The 21,651-nt window shown below is 62.1% G+C and carries 31 protein-coding genes; 2 read left to right on the top strand and 29 right to left on the bottom strand.

Translation table 11 applies throughout. From position 1 onward, the window contains the following. Position 1: 1 nt before the first annotated feature. The 25 genes from rpsE to B5F27_RS00290 all read right to left on the bottom strand — a co-directional run bounded on the left by rpsE (position 2) and on the right by B5F27_RS00290 (position 14,720). On the bottom strand, positions 2-502 hold the full coding sequence (gene rpsE, locus B5F27_RS00410) for a 30S ribosomal protein S5 (RefSeq protein WP_087246330.1): 501 nt from the start codon (positions 500-502) through the stop codon (positions 2-4). A gap of 19 nt (positions 503-521) precedes the next feature. After that, the gene (rplR, locus tag B5F27_RS00405) at positions 522-881 is read right to left on the bottom strand and encodes a 50S ribosomal protein L18 (RefSeq protein WP_087246329.1); all 360 of its coding nucleotides are present in this window, start codon (positions 879-881) and stop codon (positions 522-524) included. Between the two features lie 18 nt (positions 882-899). Next, positions 900-1,451, bottom strand: a complete 552-nt coding sequence (rplF, locus tag B5F27_RS00400; RefSeq protein WP_087246328.1) for a 50S ribosomal protein L6 — start codon at positions 1,449-1,451, stop codon at positions 900-902. Between the two features lie 17 nt (positions 1,452-1,468). After that, positions 1,469-1,867 (bottom strand): 30S ribosomal protein S8, encoded by a 399-nt coding sequence (gene rpsH / locus B5F27_RS00395; RefSeq protein ID WP_087363790.1) that lies wholly within the window; start codon positions 1,865-1,867, stop codon positions 1,469-1,471. 114 nt (positions 1,868-1,981) lie between these two features. Next, the gene (locus B5F27_RS00390) at positions 1,982-2,167 is read right to left on the bottom strand and encodes a type Z 30S ribosomal protein S14 (protein WP_087231894.1); all 186 of its coding nucleotides are present in this window, start codon (positions 2,165-2,167) and stop codon (positions 1,982-1,984) included. A 16-nt stretch (positions 2,168-2,183) separates the two neighbouring features. Continuing rightward, positions 2,184-2,726: a 50S ribosomal protein L5 gene (gene rplE, locus B5F27_RS00385; protein ID WP_087246326.1), complete on the bottom strand. Its 543-nt coding sequence runs from the start codon at positions 2,724-2,726 to the stop codon at positions 2,184-2,186. Positions 2,727-2,743: 17 nt separating this feature from the next. Continuing rightward, positions 2,744-3,058 (bottom strand): 50S ribosomal protein L24, encoded by a 315-nt coding sequence (rplX, locus tag B5F27_RS00380; RefSeq protein ID WP_087246325.1) that lies wholly within the window; start codon positions 3,056-3,058, stop codon positions 2,744-2,746. 12 nt (positions 3,059-3,070) lie between these two features. After that, complete coding sequence (gene rplN, locus B5F27_RS00375) at positions 3,071-3,439, bottom strand: 50S ribosomal protein L14 (protein WP_087246324.1); 369 nt, start codon at positions 3,437-3,439, stop codon at positions 3,071-3,073. A gap of 49 nt (positions 3,440-3,488) precedes the next feature. Continuing rightward, entirely contained in the window at positions 3,489-3,746 is a 258-nt protein-coding gene (gene rpsQ / locus B5F27_RS00370; RefSeq protein ID WP_087246323.1) for a 30S ribosomal protein S17, read from the bottom strand. A 12-nt stretch (positions 3,747-3,758) separates the two neighbouring features. Continuing rightward, positions 3,759-3,944, bottom strand: coding sequence for a 50S ribosomal protein L29 (rpmC, locus tag B5F27_RS00365; RefSeq protein ID WP_087246322.1), 186 nt, complete (start codon positions 3,942-3,944; stop codon positions 3,759-3,761). After that, positions 3,934-4,374, bottom strand: a complete 441-nt coding sequence (rplP, locus tag B5F27_RS00360; RefSeq protein ID WP_087231879.1) for a 50S ribosomal protein L16 — start codon at positions 4,372-4,374, stop codon at positions 3,934-3,936. The genes rpmC and rplP overlap by 11 nt, the downstream gene beginning before the upstream one ends. After that, entirely contained in the window at positions 4,374-5,087 is a 714-nt protein-coding gene (rpsC, locus tag B5F27_RS00355; RefSeq protein ID WP_087246321.1) for a 30S ribosomal protein S3, read from the bottom strand. The genes rplP and rpsC overlap by 1 nt, the downstream gene beginning before the upstream one ends. Before the next feature lie 16 nt (positions 5,088-5,103). Continuing rightward, positions 5,104-5,439 (bottom strand): 50S ribosomal protein L22, encoded by a 336-nt coding sequence (rplV, locus tag B5F27_RS00350; protein ID WP_087231873.1) that lies wholly within the window; start codon positions 5,437-5,439, stop codon positions 5,104-5,106. 17 nt (positions 5,440-5,456) lie between these two features. Further along, positions 5,457-5,723 carry a 30S ribosomal protein S19 gene (gene rpsS, locus B5F27_RS00345; RefSeq protein WP_087246320.1) on the bottom strand — a complete coding sequence of 89 codons (267 nt, stop codon included), beginning with the start codon at positions 5,721-5,723 and terminating at the stop codon, positions 5,457-5,459. Between the two features lie 16 nt (positions 5,724-5,739). Next, complete coding sequence (gene rplB, locus B5F27_RS00340) at positions 5,740-6,570, bottom strand: 50S ribosomal protein L2 (protein ID WP_087246319.1); 831 nt, start codon at positions 6,568-6,570, stop codon at positions 5,740-5,742. A gap of 84 nt (positions 6,571-6,654) precedes the next feature. Next, entirely contained in the window at positions 6,655-6,951 is a 297-nt protein-coding gene (gene rplW, locus B5F27_RS00335) for a 50S ribosomal protein L23 (protein WP_087231864.1), read from the bottom strand. Continuing rightward, positions 6,951-7,574 carry a 50S ribosomal protein L4 gene (gene rplD, locus B5F27_RS00330; protein ID WP_087246318.1) on the bottom strand — a complete coding sequence of 208 codons (624 nt, stop codon included), beginning with the start codon at positions 7,572-7,574 and terminating at the stop codon, positions 6,951-6,953. The genes rplW and rplD overlap by 1 nt, the downstream gene beginning before the upstream one ends. Positions 7,575-7,588: 14 nt before the next feature. Beyond that, positions 7,589-8,221 carry a 50S ribosomal protein L3 gene (gene rplC, locus B5F27_RS00325; protein WP_087246317.1) on the bottom strand — a complete coding sequence of 211 codons (633 nt, stop codon included), beginning with the start codon at positions 8,219-8,221 and terminating at the stop codon, positions 7,589-7,591. A gap of 92 nt (positions 8,222-8,313) precedes the next feature. After that, on the bottom strand, positions 8,314-8,625 hold the full coding sequence (gene rpsJ / locus B5F27_RS00320; protein WP_087231854.1) for a 30S ribosomal protein S10: 312 nt from the start codon (positions 8,623-8,625) through the stop codon (positions 8,314-8,316). 638 nt (positions 8,626-9,263) lie between these two features. Further along, on the bottom strand, positions 9,264-11,009 hold the full coding sequence (locus B5F27_RS00315; RefSeq protein WP_087363787.1) for an NFACT RNA binding domain-containing protein: 1,746 nt from the start codon (positions 11,007-11,009) through the stop codon (positions 9,264-9,266). Positions 11,010-11,042: 33 nt separating this feature from the next. Next, the gene (locus B5F27_RS00310; RefSeq protein ID WP_087363784.1) at positions 11,043-11,822 is read right to left on the bottom strand and encodes a Nif3-like dinuclear metal center hexameric protein; all 780 of its coding nucleotides are present in this window, start codon (positions 11,820-11,822) and stop codon (positions 11,043-11,045) included. A 4-nt stretch (positions 11,823-11,826) separates the two neighbouring features. Further along, positions 11,827-12,477 carry a class I SAM-dependent methyltransferase gene (locus B5F27_RS00305; protein ID WP_087246314.1) on the bottom strand — a complete coding sequence of 217 codons (651 nt, stop codon included), beginning with the start codon at positions 12,475-12,477 and terminating at the stop codon, positions 11,827-11,829. A gap of 1 nt (position 12,478) precedes the next feature. Continuing rightward, positions 12,479-12,736 (bottom strand): DUF1858 domain-containing protein, encoded by a 258-nt coding sequence (locus tag B5F27_RS00300; RefSeq protein WP_087246313.1) that lies wholly within the window; start codon positions 12,734-12,736, stop codon positions 12,479-12,481. 145 nt (positions 12,737-12,881) lie between these two features. Continuing rightward, entirely contained in the window at positions 12,882-13,169 is a 288-nt protein-coding gene (locus B5F27_RS00295; RefSeq protein ID WP_087246312.1) for a zinc-ribbon domain containing protein, read from the bottom strand. Positions 13,170-13,514: 345 nt separating this feature from the next. Continuing rightward, positions 13,515-14,720 (bottom strand): acetate kinase, encoded by a 1,206-nt coding sequence (locus tag B5F27_RS00290; RefSeq protein ID WP_087246311.1) that lies wholly within the window; start codon positions 14,718-14,720, stop codon positions 13,515-13,517. A gap of 239 nt (positions 14,721-14,959) precedes the next feature. On the opposite strand from B5F27_RS00290, the gene B5F27_RS00285 reads away from it, so the two are divergent. Continuing rightward, positions 14,960-16,159, top strand: a complete 1,200-nt coding sequence (locus B5F27_RS00285) for a nucleotidyltransferase family protein (protein ID WP_087363781.1) — start codon at positions 14,960-14,962, stop codon at positions 16,157-16,159. Between the two features lie 43 nt (positions 16,160-16,202). Here the strand turns inward: B5F27_RS00285 and B5F27_RS00280 are convergent, their stop codons facing one another. The 4 genes from B5F27_RS00280 to B5F27_RS00265 all read right to left on the bottom strand — a co-directional run bounded on the left by B5F27_RS00280 (position 16,203) and on the right by B5F27_RS00265 (position 20,667). Further along, the gene (locus B5F27_RS00280) at positions 16,203-17,897 is read right to left on the bottom strand and encodes an ABC transporter ATP-binding protein (RefSeq protein WP_242956771.1); all 1,695 of its coding nucleotides are present in this window, start codon (positions 17,895-17,897) and stop codon (positions 16,203-16,205) included. Positions 17,898-18,073: 176 nt separating this feature from the next. Next, positions 18,074-18,793, bottom strand: coding sequence for a YggS family pyridoxal phosphate-dependent enzyme (locus B5F27_RS00275; RefSeq protein ID WP_087363775.1), 720 nt, complete (start codon positions 18,791-18,793; stop codon positions 18,074-18,076). An 8-nt stretch (positions 18,794-18,801) separates the two neighbouring features. Next, a complete protein-coding gene (locus B5F27_RS00270; protein WP_087363773.1) occupies positions 18,802-19,362 on the bottom strand; it encodes a TIGR01440 family protein in 561 nt (186 codons plus the stop codon). Positions 19,363-19,380: 18 nt separating this feature from the next. Next, positions 19,381-20,667, bottom strand: coding sequence for an SMP-30/gluconolactonase/LRE family protein (locus B5F27_RS00265; RefSeq protein ID WP_087363770.1), 1,287 nt, complete (start codon positions 20,665-20,667; stop codon positions 19,381-19,383). Positions 20,668-20,964: 297 nt separating this feature from the next. Here B5F27_RS00265 and B5F27_RS00260 point away from each other — a divergent pair, with 297 nt between their 5' ends. Next, the gene (locus tag B5F27_RS00260) at positions 20,965-21,651 is read left to right on the top strand and encodes a response regulator transcription factor (protein ID WP_087246305.1); all 687 of its coding nucleotides are present in this window, start codon (positions 20,965-20,967) and stop codon (positions 21,649-21,651) included.

The raw sequence follows: 21,651 nt of genomic DNA, 5'->3' as shown, positions 1-21,651 counted from the left end.
CTCAGCCCAGAATTTCTTTGACGGTCTTGCCCCGCTTCTCAGCGACCGACTCGGCGCTGACCAGGCCGCACAGGCCTGCGAAAGTAGCAGACACAACGTTGATGGGGTTGTTGGAACGCATGGACTTCGCACGGATGTCCTTGATGCCAGCAGCCTCGATGACGGCACGCACGGGGCCGCCAGCGATCATGCCGGTACCGGGGGCAGCGGGCTTGAGCAGGACAGCGCCAGCGCCGTACTTGCCCACGATCTCATGCGGGATGGTGGTGCCCTTAGTGGCGATCTTGCACATGTTCTTCTTGGCAGCGGCCTCACCCTTGCGGATAGCCTCGGGCACTTCGCCCGCCTTGCCGATGCCGTAGCCGATGGTGCCCTTGCCGTCGCCGACGACCACCAGAGCGGCGAACTTCATGATGCGGCCGCCCTTAACGGTCTTGGACACGCGGTTGATGGAGACCACCTTGGTGATCATGCCGTCGTCTTCACGGTTTCTCATAGCCATAACTGTCTTCCTCCTCTCGTTACAGCTTCAGGCCGCCCTCACGGGCGCCGTCAGCCAGGGCCTTGACACGGCCATGATAAACGAAACCGCCGCGGTCGAACACGACCTCAGTGATGCCCTTCTCCAGGGCGCGGGCAGCAATCTTCTTGCCAACCTGGGCAGCGGCCTCGACGTTGCCGCCGAAACCTTCAAAGTCCTTGTCCATGGTGGACGCCGACACCAGAGTCACGCCCTTCTCATCATCGATGATCTGAGCGTAAATGTGCTTGGCGGAGCGGAAAACATCCAGGCGAGGACGAGCGGCGGTGCCGCTGATCTTGCCGCGAACGCGGCGATGACGACGAAGACGGGCTTCGTTCTTGTCGATCTGCTTAACCATTGTCTTTCACTCCTTACCTTATTTCTTGCCCTTGCCGGCTTTGCCTTCCTTGTGCTTGACAACCTCGCCCTTGTAGCGGATGCCCTTGCCCTTGTAGGGCTCGGGCGGCTTCTTGGCGCGGACTTCAGCGGCAAACTGGCCGACCTTCTGCTTGTCGATGCCGGTAATGGTGAAGTTGTTGGGGTCCTGCCACTCGATCTTGATGTCGTCAGTATCCGACACGATCACCTGGTGAGAGAAGCCCAGGTTCATGACCAGGTTGGAGCCCTGCTTCTGGCAGCGCAGGCCGACGCCCACGATCTCCATCTGCTTGGAGTAGCCGTTGACAACACCGTTCACCATGTTGGCGATGTTGGTGCGGGTCAGGCCGTGCAGGCTCTTGGCCAGGTTCTCGTCATTGGGGCGGGTAACCAAAACTTCATTGCCCTCGACCTTAACGGTCATCAGGGGATGATAGTTGGAATTCAGGCTGCCCTTGGGGCCCTTGACGGCGACGGTGTGAGCTGCCTCATCGACAGTGACAGTGACGCCGGCAGGAATGACGATGGGTTTTCTTCCAATTCTCGACATTGTCTTTTACCCCTTTCTTACCACACGTAGGCCAGAACCTCGCCGCCGACGTGCGCAGCACGGGCGGCCTTATCGGTCATGATGCCCTTCGAGGTGGAAATGATTGCGATGCCCAGGCCCTTCATGACGCGGGGCATATTCTCGCAGTTGGTGTAGATGCGCAGGCCCGGCTTGGACACGCGCTTGAGGCCGGCCAGAACAGGCTCGCCGTTGGCCTGGTACTTCAGGTTCAGCACGATGGTGCCCTGAACGGTGTCGTTCTTGACCTGCATGCTCTTGACGTACCCTTCGTCGACCAGGATCTGGCAGATGGCCTTCTTCATGTTAGAAGCCGGGATCTCCACAGAAGGGTGTTTGGCAGTGCTGGCGTTGCGGATGCGAGTGAGCAGGTCCGCGATAGGATCGGTGATTTGCATGCCACTAACCTCCTTAGATTAGTTGTTTGTGTTTGTGTTCTTTTTATAATGATACCGCCCCGAAACCTTCAGCCCCGGGGCGGGTATCCAACTACCTGTCAGGCCCCGGTCAAATTACCAGGAAGCCTTCTTGACGCCCGGGATCTCGCCCTTGTAGGCCAGCTCACGGAAGCACACACGGCACACGCCGTACTTGCGCAGCACCGAGTGGGGCCGGCCGCAGATGCGGCAGCGGGTGTATGCGCGGGTGGAGAACTTAGCAGGGCGGGCCTGCTTGAGCTTCATAGACAGCTTTGCCATTGGTTAATCTCCTCCCTTAGTTGTTCTCGAAGGGAGCGCCCAGAGCCTTCAGCAGCTCCTTGCCCTCTTCATCGGTCTTAGCGGTGGTGACGAAGCAGACATCCATGCCGCGGACGGCGTCGACCTTGTCGAAGTCGATCTCGGGGAAGATGATCTGCTCCTTGATGCCGCAGGCGAAGTTGCCACGGCCGTCGAATGCGTTGCCGTTGATGCCGCGGAAGTCACGGACACGGGGCAGAGCGACGTTGAAGAAGCGATCGACGAACTCGTACATACGGTCGCCGCGCAGGGTGACCTTGCAGCCGATGGGGGTGCCGGCGCGCAGCTTGAAGTTAGCAACGCTCTTCTTGGCGCGGCAGACAACAGCCTTCTGGCCGGTGATCTGAGCCAGGTCCTTCATGACGGCCTCGAGGATCTTCTCGTTCTCCTTGGCCTCGCCGCAAGCGACGTTGATGACGACCTTGTCCAGCTTGGGGATCTGCATGACGCTCTTGTAACCGAACTTCTTGTTCAGAGCAGGAGCAATCTCATTGACATACTGTTCTTTCAAACGAGCCATTGTTTCCTACTCCTCTCTTACAGCTCAGCGCCGCACTTCTTGCAGACGCGGACCATCTTGCCGTCCTTCTCAACATGGCCGACGCGGACAGCCTTGCCGCACTTGGGGCAGATGGGCATCACCTTGGAGGCGTACAGAGCGCCCTCAGCCTTGACGATGCCGCCCTGCTCGCCCTGACGGCGGGGCTTGACGTGCTTGGTAACCATGTTCTGGCCTTCAACAATGACCTTGCCTTCGGAGGGGCTGACCTGCAGAACCTTGCCGGTGTGGCCCTTGTCCTTGCCGCTGATGATCATAACGTTGTCGCCGGTTTTAACATGAAGATTATTCATAAGAAAACCTCCTTACAGCGATTCCGGAGCCAGGCTCAGGATCTTGGTGTAGCCGGCCTCACGCAGCTCACGGGCCACCGGTCCAAAGATACGGGTGCCCTTGGGGCTCTTGTCAGCCATGACGATAACGGCGGCGTTCTCATCAAAACGGATGTAGGACCCGTCGTCGCGGCGGACGCCGTGCTTGCTGCGCACGATGACAGCCTTCACAACGTCGCCCTTCTTCACGGTGCCGCCAGGGGCTGCCTTCTTGACAGAGCAGACCACGACGTCGCCAATATTTGCATATCTCTTGCGGGTACCGCCCAGCACGCGGAAGCACATCAGCTCTTTGGCACCGGTGTTGTCGGCAACTTTGAGATAAGTTTGCATCTGAATCATATCAGACTTCTCCTTTCAAACTGTTCAAAGCAGCGGAGTTGAGAAAAGCTTACTTTGCCTTCTCAACGATACGGACCAGGCGCCAGCGCACATCCTTGCTCAGGGGGCGGCACTCCATGATCTCCACACGGTCGCCGATGCCGCACTCGTTCTTCTCATCGTGAGCCTTGAACTTAGCGGTGCGCTTCAGGATCTTCTTGTACAGGGGGTGCTGCACGCTGTCCTTCACGGCAACCACGATGGTTTTGTCCATCTTGTCGGAAACGACCACGCCAACGCGGGTCTTGCGCAGATTACGTTCTTCCATCGTCTGACCTCCTTACTGCTTCTCAGCCAGAACGGTCATCACACGGGCGATGTCGCGCTTGACTGCTTCGATGCGGCCGGGGTTCTCCAGCTGGTTGATGGCATGCTGGAAACGCAGGTTAAACAGCTCGGCCTTCAGGTCTGCCAGCTTGCTGGTCAGCTCTGCGGGCTGCATTTCGCGGAGTTCATTAGCCTTCATTGGTGCCATCCTCCTTCACGGAGTCCTCGCGGACAACAAATTTGCACTTGATGGGCAGCTTGTGCATAGCCAGGCGCAGAGCCTCGCGTGCGGTAGCCTCATCGACGTCCGCCAGCTCGAACAGCACGCGGCCGGGCTTAACAACTGCCACCCAGTACTCGGGCGAGCCTTTACCGGAACCCATTCGGGTCTCAGCGGGCTTCTCAGTAACGGGCTTGTCGGGGAAGATCTTGATCCAGACCTTGCCGCCACGCTTGATATAACGGGTCATGGCGACACGGGCAGCCTCGATCTGCGCAGAGGTGATCCAGGCCGGCTCCAGGGCAACAAGGCCGTACTGGCCCTGGCACACCACGTTGCCGCGGGTGGCCTTGCCGGTCATGCGGCCGCGCTGAACGCGGCGGTACTTAACACGCTTAGGCAGTAACATTACTTGTTGCCTCCTTCCTTCTTCGGAGCGCTCTTAGCGTTCTTGGCGCTCTTGAGGACCTCGCCCTTGTAGATCCACACCTTGACGCCGATGCGGCCGTAGGTGGTGGCTGCCTCTGCGAAGCCGTAGTCGATGTCGGCGCGCAGGGTCTGCAGGGGGATGGTGCCCTCGTGATAGCTCTCGGTGCGGGCGATGTCAGCGCCAGCCAGACGGCCGGAGCACATAGCCTTGATACCCTTTGCAGGGACGGTGCTGCGGTCGCGGGGGCTCATGGCATTGCGGATGCACTGCTTCATGGCGCGACGGAAGGTGACGCGGTTCTCCAGCTGACGGGCGATGTCCTCAGCCACCAGCTGAGCGTTGGTGGAGGGGCTCTTGACCTCGATGACGTTGACCACGACGGTCTTGCCATACTCCTTGGTCAGCTTGTTCTGCAGAGCGACGCGCTCCTCACCGCCCTTACCGATGACCATACCGGGCTTAGCGCAGTAGACGTTCACGGTAACGCGGGGAGCGGAGGTGGAAGAATCCACAGTGCGCTCGATCTCGATCTTGGGGACACCGGCGTCCTTGAGCAGAGCCTTCAGCTCAGTGCGGATCTTGTGGTCCTCCACCAGATTATCGCTGAAGTCCTTCTTGGAAGCAAACCAGCGGCTGTCCCAGTCTTTAATAACGCCGACACGAAGTCCGTGCGGATTAACTTTCTGGCCCATTTGTTTACCTCCTCACTTACTCTTTCTCTTTCAGAACGACGGTCATGTGGCTGGTGCGCTTCAGGATGCGGTAGCCGCGGCCCTGGGCGCGGGGCATCATCCGCTTCAGCGTGGGGCCGGGGCAGACGTAGCACTCGGCCACATAGAGGTTGTTCTTATCCATATTGAAGTTGTTTTCTGCATTTGCAGCTGCAGACTTCACCAGCTTCAGAAGGGGCTCACAAGCGGCCTTCGGGGTGTACTGCAGGATTGCCATCGCTTCGTCCAGAGGCTTGTTGCGGATGAGGTCCATCACGATCGAAACCTTGCGAGGACTAATGCGGGCATAACGAAGAATTGCCCGAGCTTCCATGTTTGTGTTCCTCCTTCTTACTTCGAATTGCCGGTGTGGCCCTTGAAGGTGCGGGTGGGCACGAACTCACCCAGCTTGTGGCCAACCATATCCTCGGTGACGTACACAGGCACATGCTTGCGGCCGTCATGGACGGCGAAAGTGTGGCCCACGAACTCGGGGAAGATGGTGGAGGCCCGGCTCCAGGTCTTGATGACCTGCTTCTTGCCAGAAGCGTTCATCGCTTCCACGTGCTTCATAAGAGCAGGCTGGACGAAAGGTCCCTTTTTAATACTTCTACCCATGGTCTACACTCCTCTCTTACTTGCCGGCACGCTTCACGATCAGCTTGTCGGAGCGCTTGTGGTGCTTGCGGGTCTTGAGGCCCAGTGCGGGCTTGCCCCAGGGGGTCATAGGACCAGAGTGGCCGATGGGGGCGCGGCCCTCGCCACCGCCGTGGGGATGGTCATTGGGGTTCATGACAGAACCACGGCTGCCGGGACGGACGCCCATGTGGCGCTTGCGGCCAGCCTTGCCCAGGTTGACGTTCTCGTGGTCGATGTTGGAAACCTGGCCGATGACAGCGGTGCAGTTCAGAGGAACGTTGCGCATCTCGCCGGAGGGCAGACGGATCAGGGCGTAGCCATTCTCCTTAGCCATCAGCTGAGCCATGTTGCCGGCGGAGCGGACCAGCTGGGCGCCGCGGCCGGGGTACAGCTCGATGTTGTGCAGGATGGTACCGACAGGGATGTTCTCGAAGGGCAGGCAGTTGCCGGGCTTGATATCAGCAGTAGCGCCGCTGATAACGGTATCGCCGACCTTCAGGCCTTCGGGGCAGATGATATAGCTCTTGACGCCGTCGGTGTACTCGATCAGGCAGATGAAAGCGCTGCGGTTGGGATCATACTCGATGGTCTTCACAGTAGCGGGGACATCCAGCTTCTGACGCTTGAAGTCGATGACGCGGTACTTGGTGCGGTTGCCGCCGCCGTGATGACGGACGGTGATGCGGCCGGTGTTGTTGCGGCCGCTGTGCTTCTTCATGGGCTCCAGCAGGCTGCGCTCAGGGGCGACCTTGGACAGAACGCTGTAGTCCGTGACGGTCATGCCGCGGCGGCCCGGGGTAGTGGGGCCGTATTTCTTGATAGCCATGTGCTATTCTCCTTTAATTTATCTCATGAATTATTATCGGGGTCATATCCCCATAGAGGGGCCCTCGGCGGGCCCGGACCTTCATCAGACCATGCTGTTGAAGAATTCGATCTCCTTGGAGTCCTTGGTCAGGGTGACGATGGCCTTCTTGGAGGCGGCGGTGTAACCGCCGTGCAGGCCCTGGCGGCGGAAACGGCCGCGCACCGAAATGGTGTTCACCTTGGAGACCTTGGTGCCGGGGAACAGAGTCTCGACTGCCTGGGCAATCTCGATCTTGGTGGCGTCGGTAGCAACCTTGAAGGTGTACTTCTTATCAGCGATGCCAGCCATGGAGTTCTCGGTGATGACCGGCTTCAGGATGATATCGTGTGCGGTTTTCATTAGCCAAGCACCTCCTCGAGCTTCTTCGCTGCGCCCTCGCTGATGATCAGCTTGTCGGCGTTCAGCACGTCATAGGTGTTCACGCTGCCGGCGAAGGTGGTCTTGACGCCCTGGATGTTGGCGGCGCTCTTGACGAACATGGGATCGACGGTCTCGTTGACCACCAGGTTCTTCTTGCCGGCGCCCACGGCGTTCAGCATAGCGACCACAGCCTTGGTCTTGTAGGCCTCGACGGCCAGGCTGTCGACCACGATCATGTTGCCGTTGGCAGCCTTGTCGCTCAGCACGCTCAGCAGAGCCAGGCGGCGGACCTTATTGTTGATGTGGTAGTTGTAGCTGCGGGGCTTGGGGCCCAGAGCAACGCCGCCGTGAGTCCACTGCGGAGCGCGGATGGAGCCCTGGCGTGCATGGCCGGTGCCCTTCTGGCGCCAAGGCTTCTTGCCGCCGCCGGAGACTTCCTTGCGGATCTTGGTGTTCTGGGTGCCCTGGCGCTGGTTGGCCAGGAAGTTCACAACTGCAATGTGAACAGCCTTCTCGTTCGGGGTGATGCCGAACACGGCGTCGGAAAGCTCGATCTCGCTGACCTTTTTGCCGTTCCGATCGACTACGTCAAATTTTGCCATTGTAGCTTTCCTCCTTAGGCCTTCACGCTGTTGGCCAGGGTGACGATGGTGCCCTTGGTACCGGGGACCGCACCCTTGACAGCGATCAGATTGTTCTCGGTGTCAACCTTGACGACCGTCAGGTTCTGCACGGTGACCCGCACAAAGCCCATGTGGCCGGGCAGGCGCTTGCCGGGGAAGACGCGGCTCGGGGTCGAAGTCGAGCCGTTGGAGCCGGCATGCCGTGCGACAGGGCCGGTGCCGTGGCTCTCACGCAGGCGGTGCTGGCCGTAGCGCTTGATAACGCCCTGGTAGCCCTTGCCCTTGGAGATGCCGGCCACGTCGATCTTGTCGCCAGCGGCGAACACGTCAGCCTTGATGACATCGCCCACATTCAGGCCGGAGACATCCTCGAGACGGAACTCGCGGAGGGTCTTCTTGGGGGCCACATTAGCCTTCTTGAAGTGGCCCGCGGCTGCCTTGTTGACCTTCTTGGCGGAAACCTCGCCGAAGCCCAGCTGAACAGCCTGATAGCCGTCGCTCTCGACAGTCTTCTTCTGCACGACGGTGCAGGGGCCTGCCTCGATGACGGTCACAGGGATGACCTTGCCGTTCTCATCGAACAGCTGGGTCATACCGACCTTTTTGCCGATAATGCCTTTAACCATTTTCTTTTCCTCCTGTAAAGGTTATTGGTTGGCGGCGCACGTCACCGCCAACATGACCCCTCGGGAAACGAGGGCATCGATGAAGCCAAGCCTTACAGCTTGATCTCGATGTCCACGCCAGCGGGGAGCTGGAGGCTCATCAGAGCCTCGACCGTCTTGTTGGACGGCTTCAGAATGTCGATCAGACGCTTGTGGGTGCGGCTCTCGAACTGCTCGCGGCTGTCCTTGTACTTGTGGGTTGCACGCAGGACGGTGACCACTTCGCGGTCGGTGGGCAGGGGGATGGGGCCGGACACGCGGGCGCCGGTGCGCTTTGCGGTCTCAACGATCTTCTCTGCTGCTGCATCGATGAGCTGAACGTCGTAGCTCTGAAGACGGATTCTGATCTTTTCCTTGACTGCCATTTGGTTGTGCCTCCTGATAATGTGTAGTATGGGCAACTCGATCAATCACTGCACACTGTTCCGGGTGTCTCACGTCTTCGCATTAGAAAAGCCGGTAAACCGCCACGCAGTTTTCCCGGAAAGAAATCTAGCAAAGACAAGTGGACATTGGTCCGCGTCGCAGCCATGCTGCGGGGACATATCCCTTCACTGTCAGTAATTCTTTCGCCCGGTTCTTAGATCGGACATACTCCGCGGAAATAACCCGACTCGGCATCGCCGGCCGGCAACCTCCCGCATCATCGCATATCGTGGCCTGCACGACTTGTATCGCACAAGCCCTTTGCAGCCGTCAAGTATTTTACCATACTTAGACCTGTTTTGCAAGACCTTTTTTGAAAAAAATCAAACTTTTTTGCGAGGGATTTTTAACCCTCTGCCGTCAAAGTCCGGCCGCGGTCCCGCGCGGCGTCCTGCCTCCCTATGATACTATAAATTGCGTTCCAGCGCAAGAGGCAAACCCACAATTTCCACAAAAAACTTGCTTTATTTTTGGCGGACCAGACAGTTTGGGCCGCCATCCCGTCTGAACAAGCTCTCCCCTGCCCTCCCGGACAGCACAAAACCCCGCCCTGAGTCCAAGGCGGGGCGGATTTCCGTTACTTTTTGCGCAGTTTGTCCATCAGGGACGGGTCGGGGGTGATGTAGGCCGTCTCGTACTTTTCATAGAGGACCATGCCGGGCTTCAGGTCGCCGGTCTTGCGGATGTTCTTCACCTCGGTGTAGTCCACCGCCACCTTGACTCCCTTGGCCTGGCTGGAATGGAGAACCGCCAGCTGGGCGGCCTCCTCCCGGGTGCGGTCGGGAATGTCCTGGCCGTTGCTCATCACCACCGTATGGCTGCCGGGGGCGTTCTTGGTGTGGAACCACAGGTCCTTGCCCCGGGCGGTGTGGAGGGTGAGCCGCTCGTTCTGGATGTTGTTGCGGCCCACCAGAATCTCGAAGCCGTCCGAGGAGACGTACCGGTAGTAGTCGGCGGGCTTCTGCTTTTTGTCCCGCTGCTTGTAGTACTTGAGGTAGCCCTGGCTCTTGAGCTCGGCCCGAATCTCATTCAAAGCCGCCTCGCCCGGGGCGCTCTCCACCTCATAGAGGACGGTCTCCAGATAGGCGATCTCCTTTTCGCCCTCGGACAGCAGTTCCACCAGCATCCGGGCGGCGGTCTGCTTCTTCTTGTAGGCCTTGAAGAAGTTCTGGGCGTTCTGGCTGGGGGTGTAGCGGACATCCAGCGGGATGGTCACCTCTTTGCCCTCGTCGTACCAGTTGGGAACGGTGATGCTCTGCATCCCCTTCTCGGCCTGGTAGAGGTTGGCGGACAGGAGCTCACCATACAGCCGCAGCTGCTCGCTCTTTTCGCTGGCGGCCAGCTCCTCTTTCCGGGCAGCCTGCTTGCGGACGGCGCGCTCGTACATATTGTGGACCGCCTTGTGCAGCTCCTTGCTCTTGGTGCGCAGCCGCTCGGCCCGGTCCTTTTCGGCGTAGTAGCCTTCCAGCATCTCGCAGAAGGACCCCCACTCCCGGATTTCATAGCCCGCGCCGTACTGCTGAGGCCGGAAGAAGGTAAATTCCAGCGGCTTGCCCTCGGGGCTCACCACGCTGCAGGGAGCACCGCCGGCGGCGTGCTCGGCCTTCAGTTCCTCGATGGCGTCCAGCAGCCGGCGGCGCTGGCCTTCGTCCAGCTCGCAGGCGGTCAGCTCTTCCGGGCCAAAGGCCCGCCAGGCCACTTCCCGGCAGACCACCGGGCCCACCCCGGCCACCGTCCGGCTCAGGGCGCTGGCCACCGGCAGGTCCTTCTGGCAGGCCAGAGCCACCATGGAGGCGGCGCTGGCGGCCAGGAAGTCAGGCCGGGCCGGCTTGGGCGGAATGGTATAGGCCAGGCCGGGCAGCAGCTGCCGGATTTCGCTGTCCTCAAAGTCCACCCGCTTGAGGGCGTCGATGATCTTCCCGCTCTGGACCAGGACCAGGTTGGAGTAGCGGCCCATCAGCTCGGCGCAGAGGGTGTTGGTCACCAGGTCTCCCATCTCGTTGGTGCAGAGGAAGTCAAAGTAGATAATCCGGTCCCCCGGCTCCATCCGCACGGCGGTCAGCCGGCCGCCGGTGAGATGCTTCCGCATCAGCATACAGAAGGAGGGCGGGGTCTCGGGGTTTTCAAAGCTCTCGTCGGTGAGGCAGACCCGGGCCGACCCGCTGCGGGCCGACAGGAGCAGGCTGTAGGTATCGGTGCGGGTGCGCAGGGTCAGAACCAGCTCGTCCCGCGTGGGCTCAAAAATCTTTGCAATTTTGGCGTCGGTCACCACGCGGCCCAACTCGGCCGCCGTCAGTGCCAGCGTTGCGGCATCCAGTGCCATGGTGTTCCCCCTCTCGTGTTCACGGAGTCCCCTTTATAAATAGGTAAAGGGGTCACGATTTTCCCGGCTGGCCACCGCCACCAGACCGGGTACTTCCTCCTGGAGGCGGGCCGCCAGGGCAGCGGCGGCCGGGTATTCGGTGGCATAGTGTCCCGCCGCGATCAGGCCCAGGCCCAGCCGTTTGGCGTCGCAGGCGGCGTGGTGATTGGCCTCGCCGGTCAGCAGGCAGTCGGCTCCCACCGCCAGGGCATCCTCAAACATGCTGCCCCCTGCCCCGCTGATGACCGCCAGCCGCCGGACCGGCCGGCCGTTGTCGGTGTACTTCACCTGGACCGCCGGCCCCTCCAGGGGCGGGACGCAGAAGCATCCCAGACGGTCCTGGGCCAGAGCCGCCAGCTGGGGCACCGAAATGGGGTCAATCTCCCCCACCCGGCCGCAGCCGTTGGCGAAAGGCTCAGGGTCCCGCATGGCGAACAGCTCTGCCAGGATCTCATTGACGCCGCCCTCGGCGGCATCGTAATTGGTGTGCATGCAGATGGCCGAGATCCCCGCCTGCACCAGCAGGAAGGGCACGTCCCGGCTGCTCAGCTTTTTCAGAGGCGAAAAGATCACCGGATGGTGGGAGACAATCACCTCGCAGCCCAGCCGGGCGGCTTCCTCCACCACCTCGGGAGTGATGTCCAGAGTGGTCAGGGCCCGGGTCACCGGCCGGCCGCAGTCCACCAGCAGGCCCACATTGTCCCAGCTCTCGGCCAGCTGGGGCGGGGCCAGCCGGGCCATGGCCTCATAAACCATTTGTACTGTGATCTCCATCGGTTCAGCCTCCTTGGATCAGTCGGTCCATCTCCTCTGCCTCGGGGGTGCCGTCCGGCACGCCCCGCCGCAGTTTCACCAGTTTTTCCAGCTGTTTGGCGGCATAGCCTGCCGCCTCCGGCCACTGGCCGGTCTGGCCATAGAGAGCTTCGGCCAGGGTCAGGGTGCGGCGGACGCCGTCGTATTCGGCGGCCATCACCGCATACCACCGCCCCGCCGCCTCCACCGGGCGGTCACAGCAGAGCCGGAACCCATGTTCCCCCAGCCAGCGGCGCAGTTCGTCGTGGCGGGTGGCGGGAATCAGCACCAGACGGGGCCCCTGGGGCGAAAACACCCAGGGAGCCGCCTCCAGCATTTCCCATGCGGTCTGGGCCGACACCCCCGCGATGACCACCGTCCCCACCTCGCCCGCAGACAACACAGAAAGACCGTCGCCCAGCCGAAGCTCGACGCGGTCTTGACAGTGTGCCGTCTCTACGGTCCGGCGGGCCTTGGCCAGAGGGCCAGGCCGCAGGTCGGAACCGATTACTTTGGGGTACAGGCCCGAACAGGCCAGCGCTGCGGTCAGCTTGCCGTGGTCACAGCCGATGTCCGCCACCGGCAGCCCCGGGCGCACCAGCGCCGCGGCCGCTGCCAGCCGTGCATCCAGGACCATCTCAGCCCTGGGCTTTGCCCGACAGATGGGCGTTCAGCTTCTGGAGCAGGGCGTCGCAGTCCACGCCGTGGACGGCGCAGGCCTCCTCGATGCTCTCCCCGCGGGAGGCAGGGCAGCCCAGGCAGTGCATGCCGATCTCCAGGAAGTAGGGAGCGGTGGTGCTGTCCATATCCAGAATGTCGCCGATGATGGTCTGGCGGGTCACCTGGAAGGGCTCATCGCTGTGGTTCTTGCGGACAGAATTGAAAATATCAAACATGACGCAGTTCCTTTCGTGCTGTCAGTGTGTCAATCGTGCTTCTATGATACCCCAAATGCCCCCGGCTTTGCAAGTAACCGGATCACAATCACAAAAAGAGAGCTCCCGCTGTCCGGAGGCAGCAGGAGCCCTTCAGGGTTACAACTTAGTTCTGCTTGATGCGTGCGAAGCAGTCAGAGCAGTAGACGGGGCGGTCCTCACGGGGCTGGAAGGGAACCTTGCAGGCCTTGCCGCAGGATGCGCAGACAGCGTCGTACATCTTGCGCTCGCCGGTGCTGGCGGGACGGACACCGTTCTTGCGGGCGTCACGGCAAGCCTTGCAGCGCTGGGGCTGGTTCTCAAAGCCGCGGGATGCATAGAACTCCTGCTCGCCAGCAGTCCAAACAAACTCCTTGCCGCAGTCCTTGCAAACTAAAGTCTTGTCTTCGAACATTGTAGTATCTCCTCTTGTTTTGTTCTTGCCCGCGGAAGGATTGGAACCACACCTTGGTTTTTGGGGACCATCGCGCCGATCGTAAGCTACCAGGGGCTTGAAGCATGATATCATCCTCGGGTCGAGGACTCCCTTATTGTACCCCGCTTTCCCCAATTTGTCAACCAAAAAACAGAGTCGTGCCGCGCAAATTCCATTTCCAGCCGGAGAAGCCGTACTTTTCATTTTGGCCGCGGGGCCGCCCGCATCAAAAAGGCCGCGCGCCCATACAGGCGTGCGGCCTTGGAATGTTCAAACAGGGGTCAGCGCCCGGAAGGCGGGCCCGGCCTCAGCCGGAACAGCGGCTCAGTGCTGGTTTTCCAGAACTTCCTTGGTGTCGCGGGCGATCATCAGCTCCTCGTTGGTGGCGATGATGAGGGTGCGGACCTTGGAGCCCCAGGCAGTGATCTCGCAGACATCGCCCTGGGGATCGCGGTTCTTGTCGGTGTCGATGCGGATGCCCAGCCAATCCATGTGGTGGCAAATCTTGGCGCGGATGATGTCGTCATGCTCGCCGATGCCGCCGGTAAAGACGATGGCGTCCACGCCGCCCATGGAGGCGATGTAGCTGCCCACCACCTTCTTGATCTGGTAGGTCAGCATATCGATGGCCAGAGAAGCGCGGTTGTTGCCCTCGCGAGCAGCCTTCTCCACGTCGCGCATATCGCTGGAAACACCCGAGATGCCCAGCAGGCCCGACTTCTTGTTCAGGATCTCATCCAGCTCGTGGCCGGTGATGTCCAGGGTGTACTTCAGGTAGTTGACCACCGAGGGGTCCAGGTCGCCGCAGCGGGTGCCCATCATCAGGCCGGCCAGCGGGGTCATGCCCATGGAGGTATCCACCACGCGGCCCTGGTCCACAGCGGTGATGGAAGAACCATTGCCCAGGTGGCAGGTGATCAGCTTCAGGCGGCTGATGGGCTCCTCCAGGTAGTCGGCAGCCTTGTGGCTGACGTACTTGTGGCTGGTGCCGTGGAAGCCGTAGCGGCGGACGCCGTACTTGGTGTAGTAGTCGTAGGGGATGGCGTACATATAAGCCTTCGGGGGCATGGTGCTGTGGAAGGCGGTGTCGAACACAGCCACCTGGGGCACGTTGGTGCCGAAGACCTTGCGGGCGGTCTCAATGCCCAGGATGCCGGCGGGGTTGTGCAGGGGAGCCAGGGGGCTCAGCTCACGCAGGGTGGAGATGACCTCCTCGGTGATGAGGCAGCTGGACTGGAACTTCTCGCCGCCGTGGACCACGCGGTGGCCGATGGCGTCGATCTCCTCCACGCTCTCAATGCACTTGCCGGCGCCGGTGGTCATCTTCTTGATCACTTCGTTGAAGGCCTCGGTGTGGGTGGGGAAAATCGCGGGGGTGGTGGCCTTGTTCCCGTTGGCGTCATGGGTGATCATGCTGCTCTCCATGCCGATGCGCTCGCACAGACCCTTGCAGAGCACCTTCTCGCCGTCCATATCGATCAGCTGATATTTCAGGGAAGAAGAACCACAGTTGATAACCAGAATCTTCATCTTCGTGTAGCCTCCTGTTTCACATTGCGGTCAGCGGGGCGGCGCCCCCTGACAAAAATCCTTCCAAAGAAAAGCGCCAAGAGTCTGTTCCAACGCGAAAAAGGCAGGGAATTTCCCTGACTGCCGCGCTTCGCAAACCATTGCGCTCTAATTATTTACATTATATAATAGAGCCAATGTCTTTTCAAGAGAAAAACACCAAAAAGGCAAAAACTTGTGTACAACATCCAGGAGGACCCATGGATTTTGCAGGCATCATAGCAGAATACGATCCCTTTCACAGCGGCCACGGCTGGCAGCTGGAGGCCGCGCGGCAGATGGGAGCCCGTCATGTGGTGGTGGCCATGAGCTGCGGCATGACCCAGCGGGGCGCGCCGCCCCTTCTGCCCGAGCCGGTGCGGACCCAAGCCGCCCTGACGGCGGGGGCCAGCCTGGTGTTTGCCCTGCCGGCCCCCTGGGCCATGTCGGGGGCCGAGAGCTTTGCCCGGGCGGGGGTGTCTCTGCTGGCGGCGGCGGGGTGCGATACCCTGGTGTTTGGCGCCGAGACCCCCGACGCCGACCTGCTGACCCGGACCGCCCGGGCGCTGGCCTCCCCTGCGTACCGGGAAGCCCTGAAAGAACAGCTGGCCGCCGGCGCCCGCAGCTTTGCCGCGGCCCGTCAGGCGGCGGTGGAACGGGTCTGCCCCGGGGCCGGGCTGGCCGACCTGCTGGACCGTCCCAACAACAACCTGGCGGTGGAGTACTGCAAGGCCATTCTGGAGCTGGATGTCCCTCTGACCCCGGTGCCCCTTCCCCGGCAGGGCGCCAACCACGGCCAGGCCCAGACCGCAGGCCGGTACGCCAGTGCCAGCGCCCTGCGGGCCCTCTGGGCGGAGCAGGGCCCCGAGGCACTGGCCCCCTATGTGCCGGCCTCTGCCCTGCATCTCTACCGGGAAGCCTATGCCGCCGGGCAGTACACCGACTTTTCGGCGGTGAGCCTGGCAGCCCTCTCCCGGCTGCGGGCCCGGCGGGATTTCGCCGGGGTGCGGGGCGTCAGCGAAGGGCTGGAACACCGCCTGCGGGAGAGTGTCCGCTCGGCAGTAACCCTGGAAGGGCTGTGGGACGCCCTGACCACCGTCCGCTATCCCCGGGCCCGGATGCGCCGTCTGGTGATGGACGCGGTTCTGGGCTACGGCACCCCCGGGGCCGGGCCCGGCTGGCTGACCCTTCCCTCCCTGCCCCCTTATCTGCACTTGCTGGGCGCCCGGCGGGAGGCCACCGGCCTGCTGGCCCGGGCCAGCCTTCCCCTCTCCCCCTCTCTGGCCCGGCTGGCTCAGGAGAATCCCGACTGTGCCCGGACGGTGGAGGCCCAGACTGCCGCCTCCGACTTCACCGCCCTCTGCCGCCGCGCACCCCAGCCCATGGGGACCGCCTACACCCAGCCCCTCATCAAACTATAACAAAACAGCGGAGCCCTCTTTACAGAAAGCTCCGCTGTTGTTTTCAAGACAGAAGGTCGTCCCCGGGCAGTTGGTTCCACAGGCGGTAATAAATCCCCTGTTTTGCCAGCAGTTCCTCGTGGGTGCCGTCCTCCAGAATTCCCTCCGACCCCAGCACCAGAATCCGGTCGTAGTCCTTGATGGTGGTGAGGCGGTGGGCAATGGTCAGGGTGGTGCGGCCATGGGCCAGCTTTTCCAGGCTCTGGCCCACCAGGATTTCGCTCTCGTTGTCCAGGGCGCTTGTGGCCTCATCCAGAATCAGGATGGGCGGGTTTTTCAGGAACACCCGGGCAATGGACAGCCGCTGTTTCTGGCCGCCCGACAGCTTGACGCCCCGCTCGCCCACATAGGTGTCGTAGCCGTCTTTCAGGGCCAGGATGAACTTTTCCGCTCCGGCCAGACGGGCGGCCTGGGCGATTTCCTCCCGGGTGGCTCCCGGCTTGCCGTAGGCGATGTTCTCGGCCACCGTCCCGCTGAACAGGTAAACGTCCTGCTGGACGATGCCGATGGCGCCCCGGAGGCTTTCCAGGGTCACCTTGCGGATGTCCTGGTCGTCAATGAAGATCTTGCCGGCGGTCACGTCGTAAAACCGGGGGATCAGATTGCACAGGGTGGTCTTGCCGCCGCCGGAGGGGCCCACCAGGGCCAGCCGCTGGCCCGCCGGGATGTCAATGCTGACGTTCCGCAGGACCTTGTTGTGGTCGTCGGGGTACTCAAAGCTGACGTGCTCCAGACGGATCTGTCCGGGGCCCGGCTTCAGGGGAGCGGCGCCGGGGGCGTCCTGGATATCCACCGGGGTGTCCAGAATCTCAAAGAACCGCTCGATGCCGGTCATGCCCCGCTGGAACTGCTCGGCAAACTCCACAATCCGGCGGATGGTGGCGATCAGGGTGGAGACGTACAGGGAATAGGCCACCAGGTCGCCGGGGGTAATCCAGCCCTTCACCACAAAGATGCCGCCGCCCAGGATGGTCACCAGATACATCAGGCCGTCGAACATCCGGGTGGAGGTCTGGAAGGCCGCCATCACCCGGTAGCTGTTCTTTTTCAGCCGCTGGAAGGTGCCGTTGCCGGCCTCAAACTTTTCGTTCTCGGTCTTTTCGGCGCAGAAGGCCTTGACCACCCGCTCGCCCAGCAGGCTCTCCTCGATCTGGGCGTTGAGCTCGCCCACCTGGACCCGCTGGGCCCGCTGGGTGGCCCGCAGCCGGGTATTCAGCTTGATGGACACCACCGCCATCAGGGGCAGGCAGAGGAACAGCAGGGCGGTCAGGCCCAGGCTGTACCGGCTCAGGATGATGAAGCTGGCCACAATCTTCACCGCCGCGATGAAGAACTCCTCGGGGCAGTGGTGGGCAAACTCGGTGACATCAAACAGGTCGTTGGTGATCCGGCCCATGATCTGGCCGATCTTGTTGTTGGAGTAATAGGCCACGCTGAGCCGCTGCAGGTGGGCAAAGGCATCCCGCCGCATATCCGTCTCAATGTAGACGCCCATCACATGGCCCATGTCGGCCATATAGTAGGCCGCCAGGCCGTCGATCAGCCGCAGCACAAAGTAGACAAAGCCCAGCTTGAGTACCACCCCCACCGTCAGGGCCGCCAGGTCGTTGACGGCGGTGTTGGTGATATACCGCAGAATCAGGGGCAGCACCAGGTCGCAGATACAGGTCAGGGCCGCGCAGAACAGGTCAAAGACCATGGTCCGCCAGTACTTCCGCTCATAGGGCCAGAACCGCCCCAGCAGCCGGGCCGCCGACGTATGCCGGGCGTTGGGGTCCCCATACTTGGGTTTTTCCACATCTTTCAAATCCACCATGTTGTTTCTCCCGTCGGTTTTACAAACCGTTTTCCTTTCATCCCCTCAAATGCCCGGTTTCAGCGGGTGCCGTAGTCCCGGGCGCCGTAGATGGCGGTGCCGATCCGCACCAGGGTAGCCCCTTCCCGGATGGCGTTCTCATAGTCGCCGCTCATCCCCATGGAGAGGGTTTCCATCTTTACGTTGTCATAGCCCCGCTCCCCGGCCCGGACAAACAGCTTATACACCTGCGCCAGCAGGGCGCGGTTGGCATCGTCGTCCTCGTTCACTGGGGGAATAGCCATCAGGCCCTTGACCCGCAGATGGGGCTTGGCTGCCGCCGTATCCAGCAGGGCCCACAGGGCTTCGGGCGGAACGCCGGTCTTGCTGGCCTCCTCCCCGATGTTCACTTCCAGCAGGATATCCTGGATCAGGTCCAGCTTGGCGGCCTCCTTTTCCAGCGCCAGCACCAGCCGCTCACTGTCCACGCTCTGGATCAGAGAAGCCCGGCCCAGCACCTTCTTGATCTTGTTGGTCTGCAGGTGGCCGATGAAGTGGGCCGGCTTGCCGCAGTAGGCCCCGGCGTCGTAGTTGACGCACAGCTCCTGCACATGGTTTTCCCCAAACAGGTCGATGGGCAGCTGGGCGCTCAGGGCGATGGTCTCAGGGGTATGGGTCTTGCAGGCGGCGCACAGCTGGACGCTGGCCGGGTCCCGCCCGGCCTGGCGGGCTGCGTCATCCATCCGGCGGCGAATCTCCGCCACCGCCTGGGCCATTTGTTCCAAATTCCGTTCCGGCATAGCTTGTCTCAGTCCTCCTCGGTGTATTTGGCCCGTTCCCCGCCGATCAGCTTGGGGCGGGTGCGGGCGCACAGCAGAATGGCGCGGCCAATGTGGTCCAGCGACAGCCGCACCGGCACCGCCACTGCCCGCAGGTGCATCCCGATCAGGGTGCCGCCAATGTCCATGCCCGCGTGGGCCCGGATGGCTTCCACCGCCACCGGGTGTTCAAAGTGCTTCCAACAGGTGGTGGCCCAGCTGCCGCCGGCATGGGGCCGGGGCACCACGCAGACTTCCTCCCAGCCGTGGGCCTCGGCGGCCTGCCGTTCCAGAATGATGGCCCGGTTCAGGTGTTCGCAGCACTGGGCTGCCAGCCAGATGCCCCGCTGGGCCAGCACCGGCGCAATGCCCTCGTAGACGGCGGCTGCCGCCTCCATGCTGCTGTCGTGGCCGATATGGCCTCCCACAATCTCACTGGAAGAACAGCCCACCACAAACACGTCCCCCGGCCGGAGGCTGGCCTGAGCCAGCAATTCCTCCACAGCCTGCCGCGCCTGGGCGGTAATCTCCATCTTTTCTTGTTCCGTCATACAAAAACGCCTCTTTTCTCAAAACCGGAAGTAATAAACGTCCCGGTCTGTACCAGACATATACAAGCGGTTGCCGCTGGCGGCCGCCGCCCAGCCCGCCACGTCGTCGGAGGCATAGGCCGCCTCCAGATTTCCGTCGGCGTCAAAGCTCTGGGCCGCGGTGGCGCTGTCTCCAAACAGTCCCTGCTGAACTCCCCGGGGCAGGCGGGCAGCAATCTCCCGCAGGCCCGGGTCCTGGGCCCGGCTTTCCAGCCAGTCCGCCTGGTTCCAGCGATAGGCCGCATAGACGCTGCCGTCGGCGTCCGCCGTCAGGGCGGCGGGATAGCCGGGCAGGTCCCCCGCAAAGAGGGTGCAGCCCTTGCCGCCGGCGGTCAGGTCCCGGCTGGCGGGGTCCACCGCCCAGATACAGCGGCTGGCCAGGTCGGCCACATAGAGGGTCTCGCCGTCGGGGGCCAGAGCCAGCCCGGCCGCACCGGCCACTTCACCCAGCACCGGCTGCACCGTCCGGGCCGCCGGGTCATAGACATAGACCCAGCCGGTGGCGGTATGGCCGATCAGCTCGGCCCGCAGGGCTTCCTCCATGGTGCCGGCTTTGGGGGTCAGGCGGACCGCCTCGGTGAAATACACCTTGCCCGCCGCGTCCACCGTCACCGCCGCCGGGTAGGACAGGGCCCGGCCGTCGATCTGGTTCACCACCTGTTCGGTGGCGGCGCCCCAGTCGTCGTGGGACACCCGGCAGAGGGCTCCGCCCTCATCGGTGAGGCGGGTGTACCAGATATCCCCCTCCCCATCAAAGGCAAAGGAGGTGATGACCCCTTTTTCAGTCAGCACCACCGTCAGGCCGGTACCGTCCTCCCGCATCCGCAGCAGTGTGCTGCCCTGGCCCTCCTGGGGCCGGGCGGCCAGATAGATCCAGCCGTCCTCCACCTGGATGCAGTCGAGGGGCTGGTAGCCCTCCAGGGTCAGGGAGGCCGTCTCGGTCACCGATGCCCCGCCCTGGGGCGCCTGGGCGGCGGGCAAGGTGTAGCTGTGGGGTTCGGCTTCAATGGGGCGGAACCCCAGGGTATACACCAGAGCCGCCGCCATCAGCAGGGCGAACACGGAAGCCGCCACCTGGAACCGGTGCAGGATGAAATCCCGCCGGGCCCGCCGGGCTTCCTCCCAGGCGGCACGGCGGCGCGCCTCCTCGGCGCGGCTGGCCTGGAACCGGCGGGAATACCGGGACAGCCAGGCGAAAAGCCCCGGCCCGAAAATCACCAGAACGATGAACAGGATCAATACAATTTCTGTCAGTCCCAAACGCATGGATGTGGTTCCTTTCTTTTGCCTTCCGGGCCGCGGGCGCGGCAGAAAGAGTAGTCGGCTTTAGTATACCGCATCTGGGCCCTCCGGCGCAAGTGCGGCCGGGATTTTGGATTGCGCCGCCCCCGGCGGCTGTGCTACAATGAAGACAGCTCATCTCATCTTTTCCAAAGGATTCACCCAAAGTTCACACTTCTTCACATTTTCCGTATTATTATGTAATTGTGATAAGATATTGTGAAATGGGTCCGGCCGCCCCGGCCGGGCATTTCAACATCAGAAATGGAGGACCCCCGCCCTATGGCTAAGATATTGATCGTCGACGACGAACCCCGCATCCGGGAACTGATCCGGGAGCACCTGCAGTACGCAGGCTACACCTGCGAAGAGGCCGCCGACGGCTCGGCCGCTCTGGCCCAGGTCACCAGCTCCAGCTACGACCTGGTGATTCTGGACCTGATGATGCCCTTTATGGACGGCATGACCTGCCTGCGGGAAATGCGCAGCCGCCACATCAACACCCCCGTCATCATCCTGACCGCCCGCGGCGAGGAATACGACAAGCTGGCCGGCCTGGAAGGCGGCGCGGACGACTATGTGGTCAAGCCCTTCTCCCCCCGGGAGCTGGTGGCCCGGGTCAAGGCGGTGCTCAACCGCACCCTGGCCCATCCCGACACCGCCGCCACCGTCATGACCTTTGGGGAGCTGTCCATCGACACCGCCAGCCACACCGTCAAGGTGGGCGGCGAGGAAGTCAGCCTCACCCCCAAGGAGTTTGACCTGCTGGTCTTTTTGGCCTCCAACAAGGGGATCGCCCTCTCCCGTGAGAAAATTCTGCAGAAGGTTTGGAACTACGACTATTTCGGCGAGGACCGCACCGTGGACACCCACGTCAAGATGCTGCGCGGGCATCTGGGGGCCTGCCGCAGTTACATTGTGACCGTCTGGGGCATCGGCTATAAGTTCGACCCCGACGCCCACCGGTAA

It is taken from the genome of Faecalibacterium sp. An192 (assembly GCF_002160175.1).
Taxonomy (GTDB): Bacteria; Bacillota; Clostridia; order Oscillospirales; family Ruminococcaceae; genus Faecalibacterium.
Note: the sequence above shows the minus strand (reverse complement) of the source record. Positions and strands in the feature narration are given on the sequence as shown.

Coding starts and splice junctions, on each gene's coding strand:
- rpsE (WP_087246330.1), bottom strand. CDS start 502: ATGGCTATGAGAAACCGTGAAGACGACGGCATGATCACCAAGGTGGTC.
- rplR (WP_087246329.1), bottom strand. CDS start 881: ATGGTTAAGCAGATCGACAAGAACGAAGCCCGTCTTCGTCGTCATCGC.
- rplF (WP_087246328.1), bottom strand. CDS start 1,451: ATGTCGAGAATTGGAAGAAAACCCATCGTCATTCCTGCCGGCGTCACT.
- rpsH (WP_087363790.1), bottom strand. CDS start 1,867: ATGCAAATCACCGATCCTATCGCGGACCTGCTCACTCGCATCCGCAAC.
- B5F27_RS00390 (WP_087231894.1), bottom strand. CDS start 2,167: ATGGCAAAGCTGTCTATGAAGCTCAAGCAGGCCCGCCCTGCTAAGTTC.
- rplE (WP_087246326.1), bottom strand. CDS start 2,726: ATGGCTCGTTTGAAAGAACAGTATGTCAATGAGATTGCTCCTGCTCTG.
- rplX (WP_087246325.1), bottom strand. CDS start 3,058: ATGAATAATCTTCATGTTAAAACCGGCGACAACGTTATGATCATCAGC.
- rplN (WP_087246324.1), bottom strand. CDS start 3,439: ATGATTCAGATGCAAACTTATCTCAAAGTTGCCGACAACACCGGTGCC.
- rpsQ (WP_087246323.1), bottom strand. CDS start 3,746: ATGGAAGAACGTAATCTGCGCAAGACCCGCGTTGGCGTGGTCGTTTCC.
- rpmC (WP_087246322.1), bottom strand. CDS start 3,944: ATGAAGGCTAATGAACTCCGCGAAATGCAGCCCGCAGAGCTGACCAGC.
- rplP (WP_087231879.1), bottom strand. CDS start 4,374: ATGTTACTGCCTAAGCGTGTTAAGTACCGCCGCGTTCAGCGCGGCCGC.
- rpsC (WP_087246321.1), bottom strand. CDS start 5,087: ATGGGCCAGAAAGTTAATCCGCACGGACTTCGTGTCGGCGTTATTAAA.
- rplV (WP_087231873.1), bottom strand. CDS start 5,439: ATGGAAGCTCGGGCAATTCTTCGTTATGCCCGCATTAGTCCTCGCAAG.
- rpsS (WP_087246320.1), bottom strand. CDS start 5,723: ATGGGTAGAAGTATTAAAAAGGGACCTTTCGTCCAGCCTGCTCTTATG.
- rplB (WP_087246319.1), bottom strand. CDS start 6,570: ATGGCTATCAAGAAATACGGCCCCACTACCCCGGGCCGCCGCGGCATG.
- rplW (WP_087231864.1), bottom strand. CDS start 6,951: ATGAAAACCGCACACGATATCATCCTGAAGCCGGTCATCACCGAGAAC.
- rplD (WP_087246318.1), bottom strand. CDS start 7,574: ATGGCAAAATTTGACGTAGTCGATCGGAACGGCAAAAAGGTCAGCGAG.
- rplC (WP_087246317.1), bottom strand. CDS start 8,221: ATGGTTAAAGGCATTATCGGCAAAAAGGTCGGTATGACCCAGCTGTTC.
- rpsJ (WP_087231854.1), bottom strand. CDS start 8,625: ATGGCAGTCAAGGAAAAGATCAGAATCCGTCTTCAGAGCTACGACGTT.
- B5F27_RS00315 (WP_087363787.1), bottom strand. CDS start 11,009: ATGGCACTGGATGCCGCAACGCTGGCACTGACGGCGGCCGAGTTGGGC.
- B5F27_RS00310 (WP_087363784.1), bottom strand. CDS start 11,822: ATGGAGATCACAGTACAAATGGTTTATGAGGCCATGGCCCGGCTGGCC.
- B5F27_RS00305 (WP_087246314.1), bottom strand. CDS start 12,477: ATGGTCCTGGATGCACGGCTGGCAGCGGCCGCGGCGCTGGTGCGCCCG.
- B5F27_RS00300 (WP_087246313.1), bottom strand. CDS start 12,736: ATGTTTGATATTTTCAATTCTGTCCGCAAGAACCACAGCGATGAGCCC.
- B5F27_RS00295 (WP_087246312.1), bottom strand. CDS start 13,169: ATGTTCGAAGACAAGACTTTAGTTTGCAAGGACTGCGGCAAGGAGTTT.
- B5F27_RS00290 (WP_087246311.1), bottom strand. CDS start 14,720: ATGAAGATTCTGGTTATCAACTGTGGTTCTTCTTCCCTGAAATATCAG.
- B5F27_RS00285 (WP_087363781.1), top strand. CDS start 14,960: ATGGATTTTGCAGGCATCATAGCAGAATACGATCCCTTTCACAGCGGC.
- B5F27_RS00280 (WP_242956771.1), bottom strand. CDS start 17,897: ATGGTCTTTGACCTGTTCTGCGCGGCCCTGACCTGTATCTGCGACCTG.
- B5F27_RS00275 (WP_087363775.1), bottom strand. CDS start 18,793: ATGCCGGAACGGAATTTGGAACAAATGGCCCAGGCGGTGGCGGAGATT.
- B5F27_RS00270 (WP_087363773.1), bottom strand. CDS start 19,362: ATGACGGAACAAGAAAAGATGGAGATTACCGCCCAGGCGCGGCAGGCT.
- B5F27_RS00265 (WP_087363770.1), bottom strand. CDS start 20,667: ATGCGTTTGGGACTGACAGAAATTGTATTGATCCTGTTCATCGTTCTG.
- B5F27_RS00260 (WP_087246305.1), top strand. CDS start 20,965: ATGGCTAAGATATTGATCGTCGACGACGAACCCCGCATCCGGGAACTG.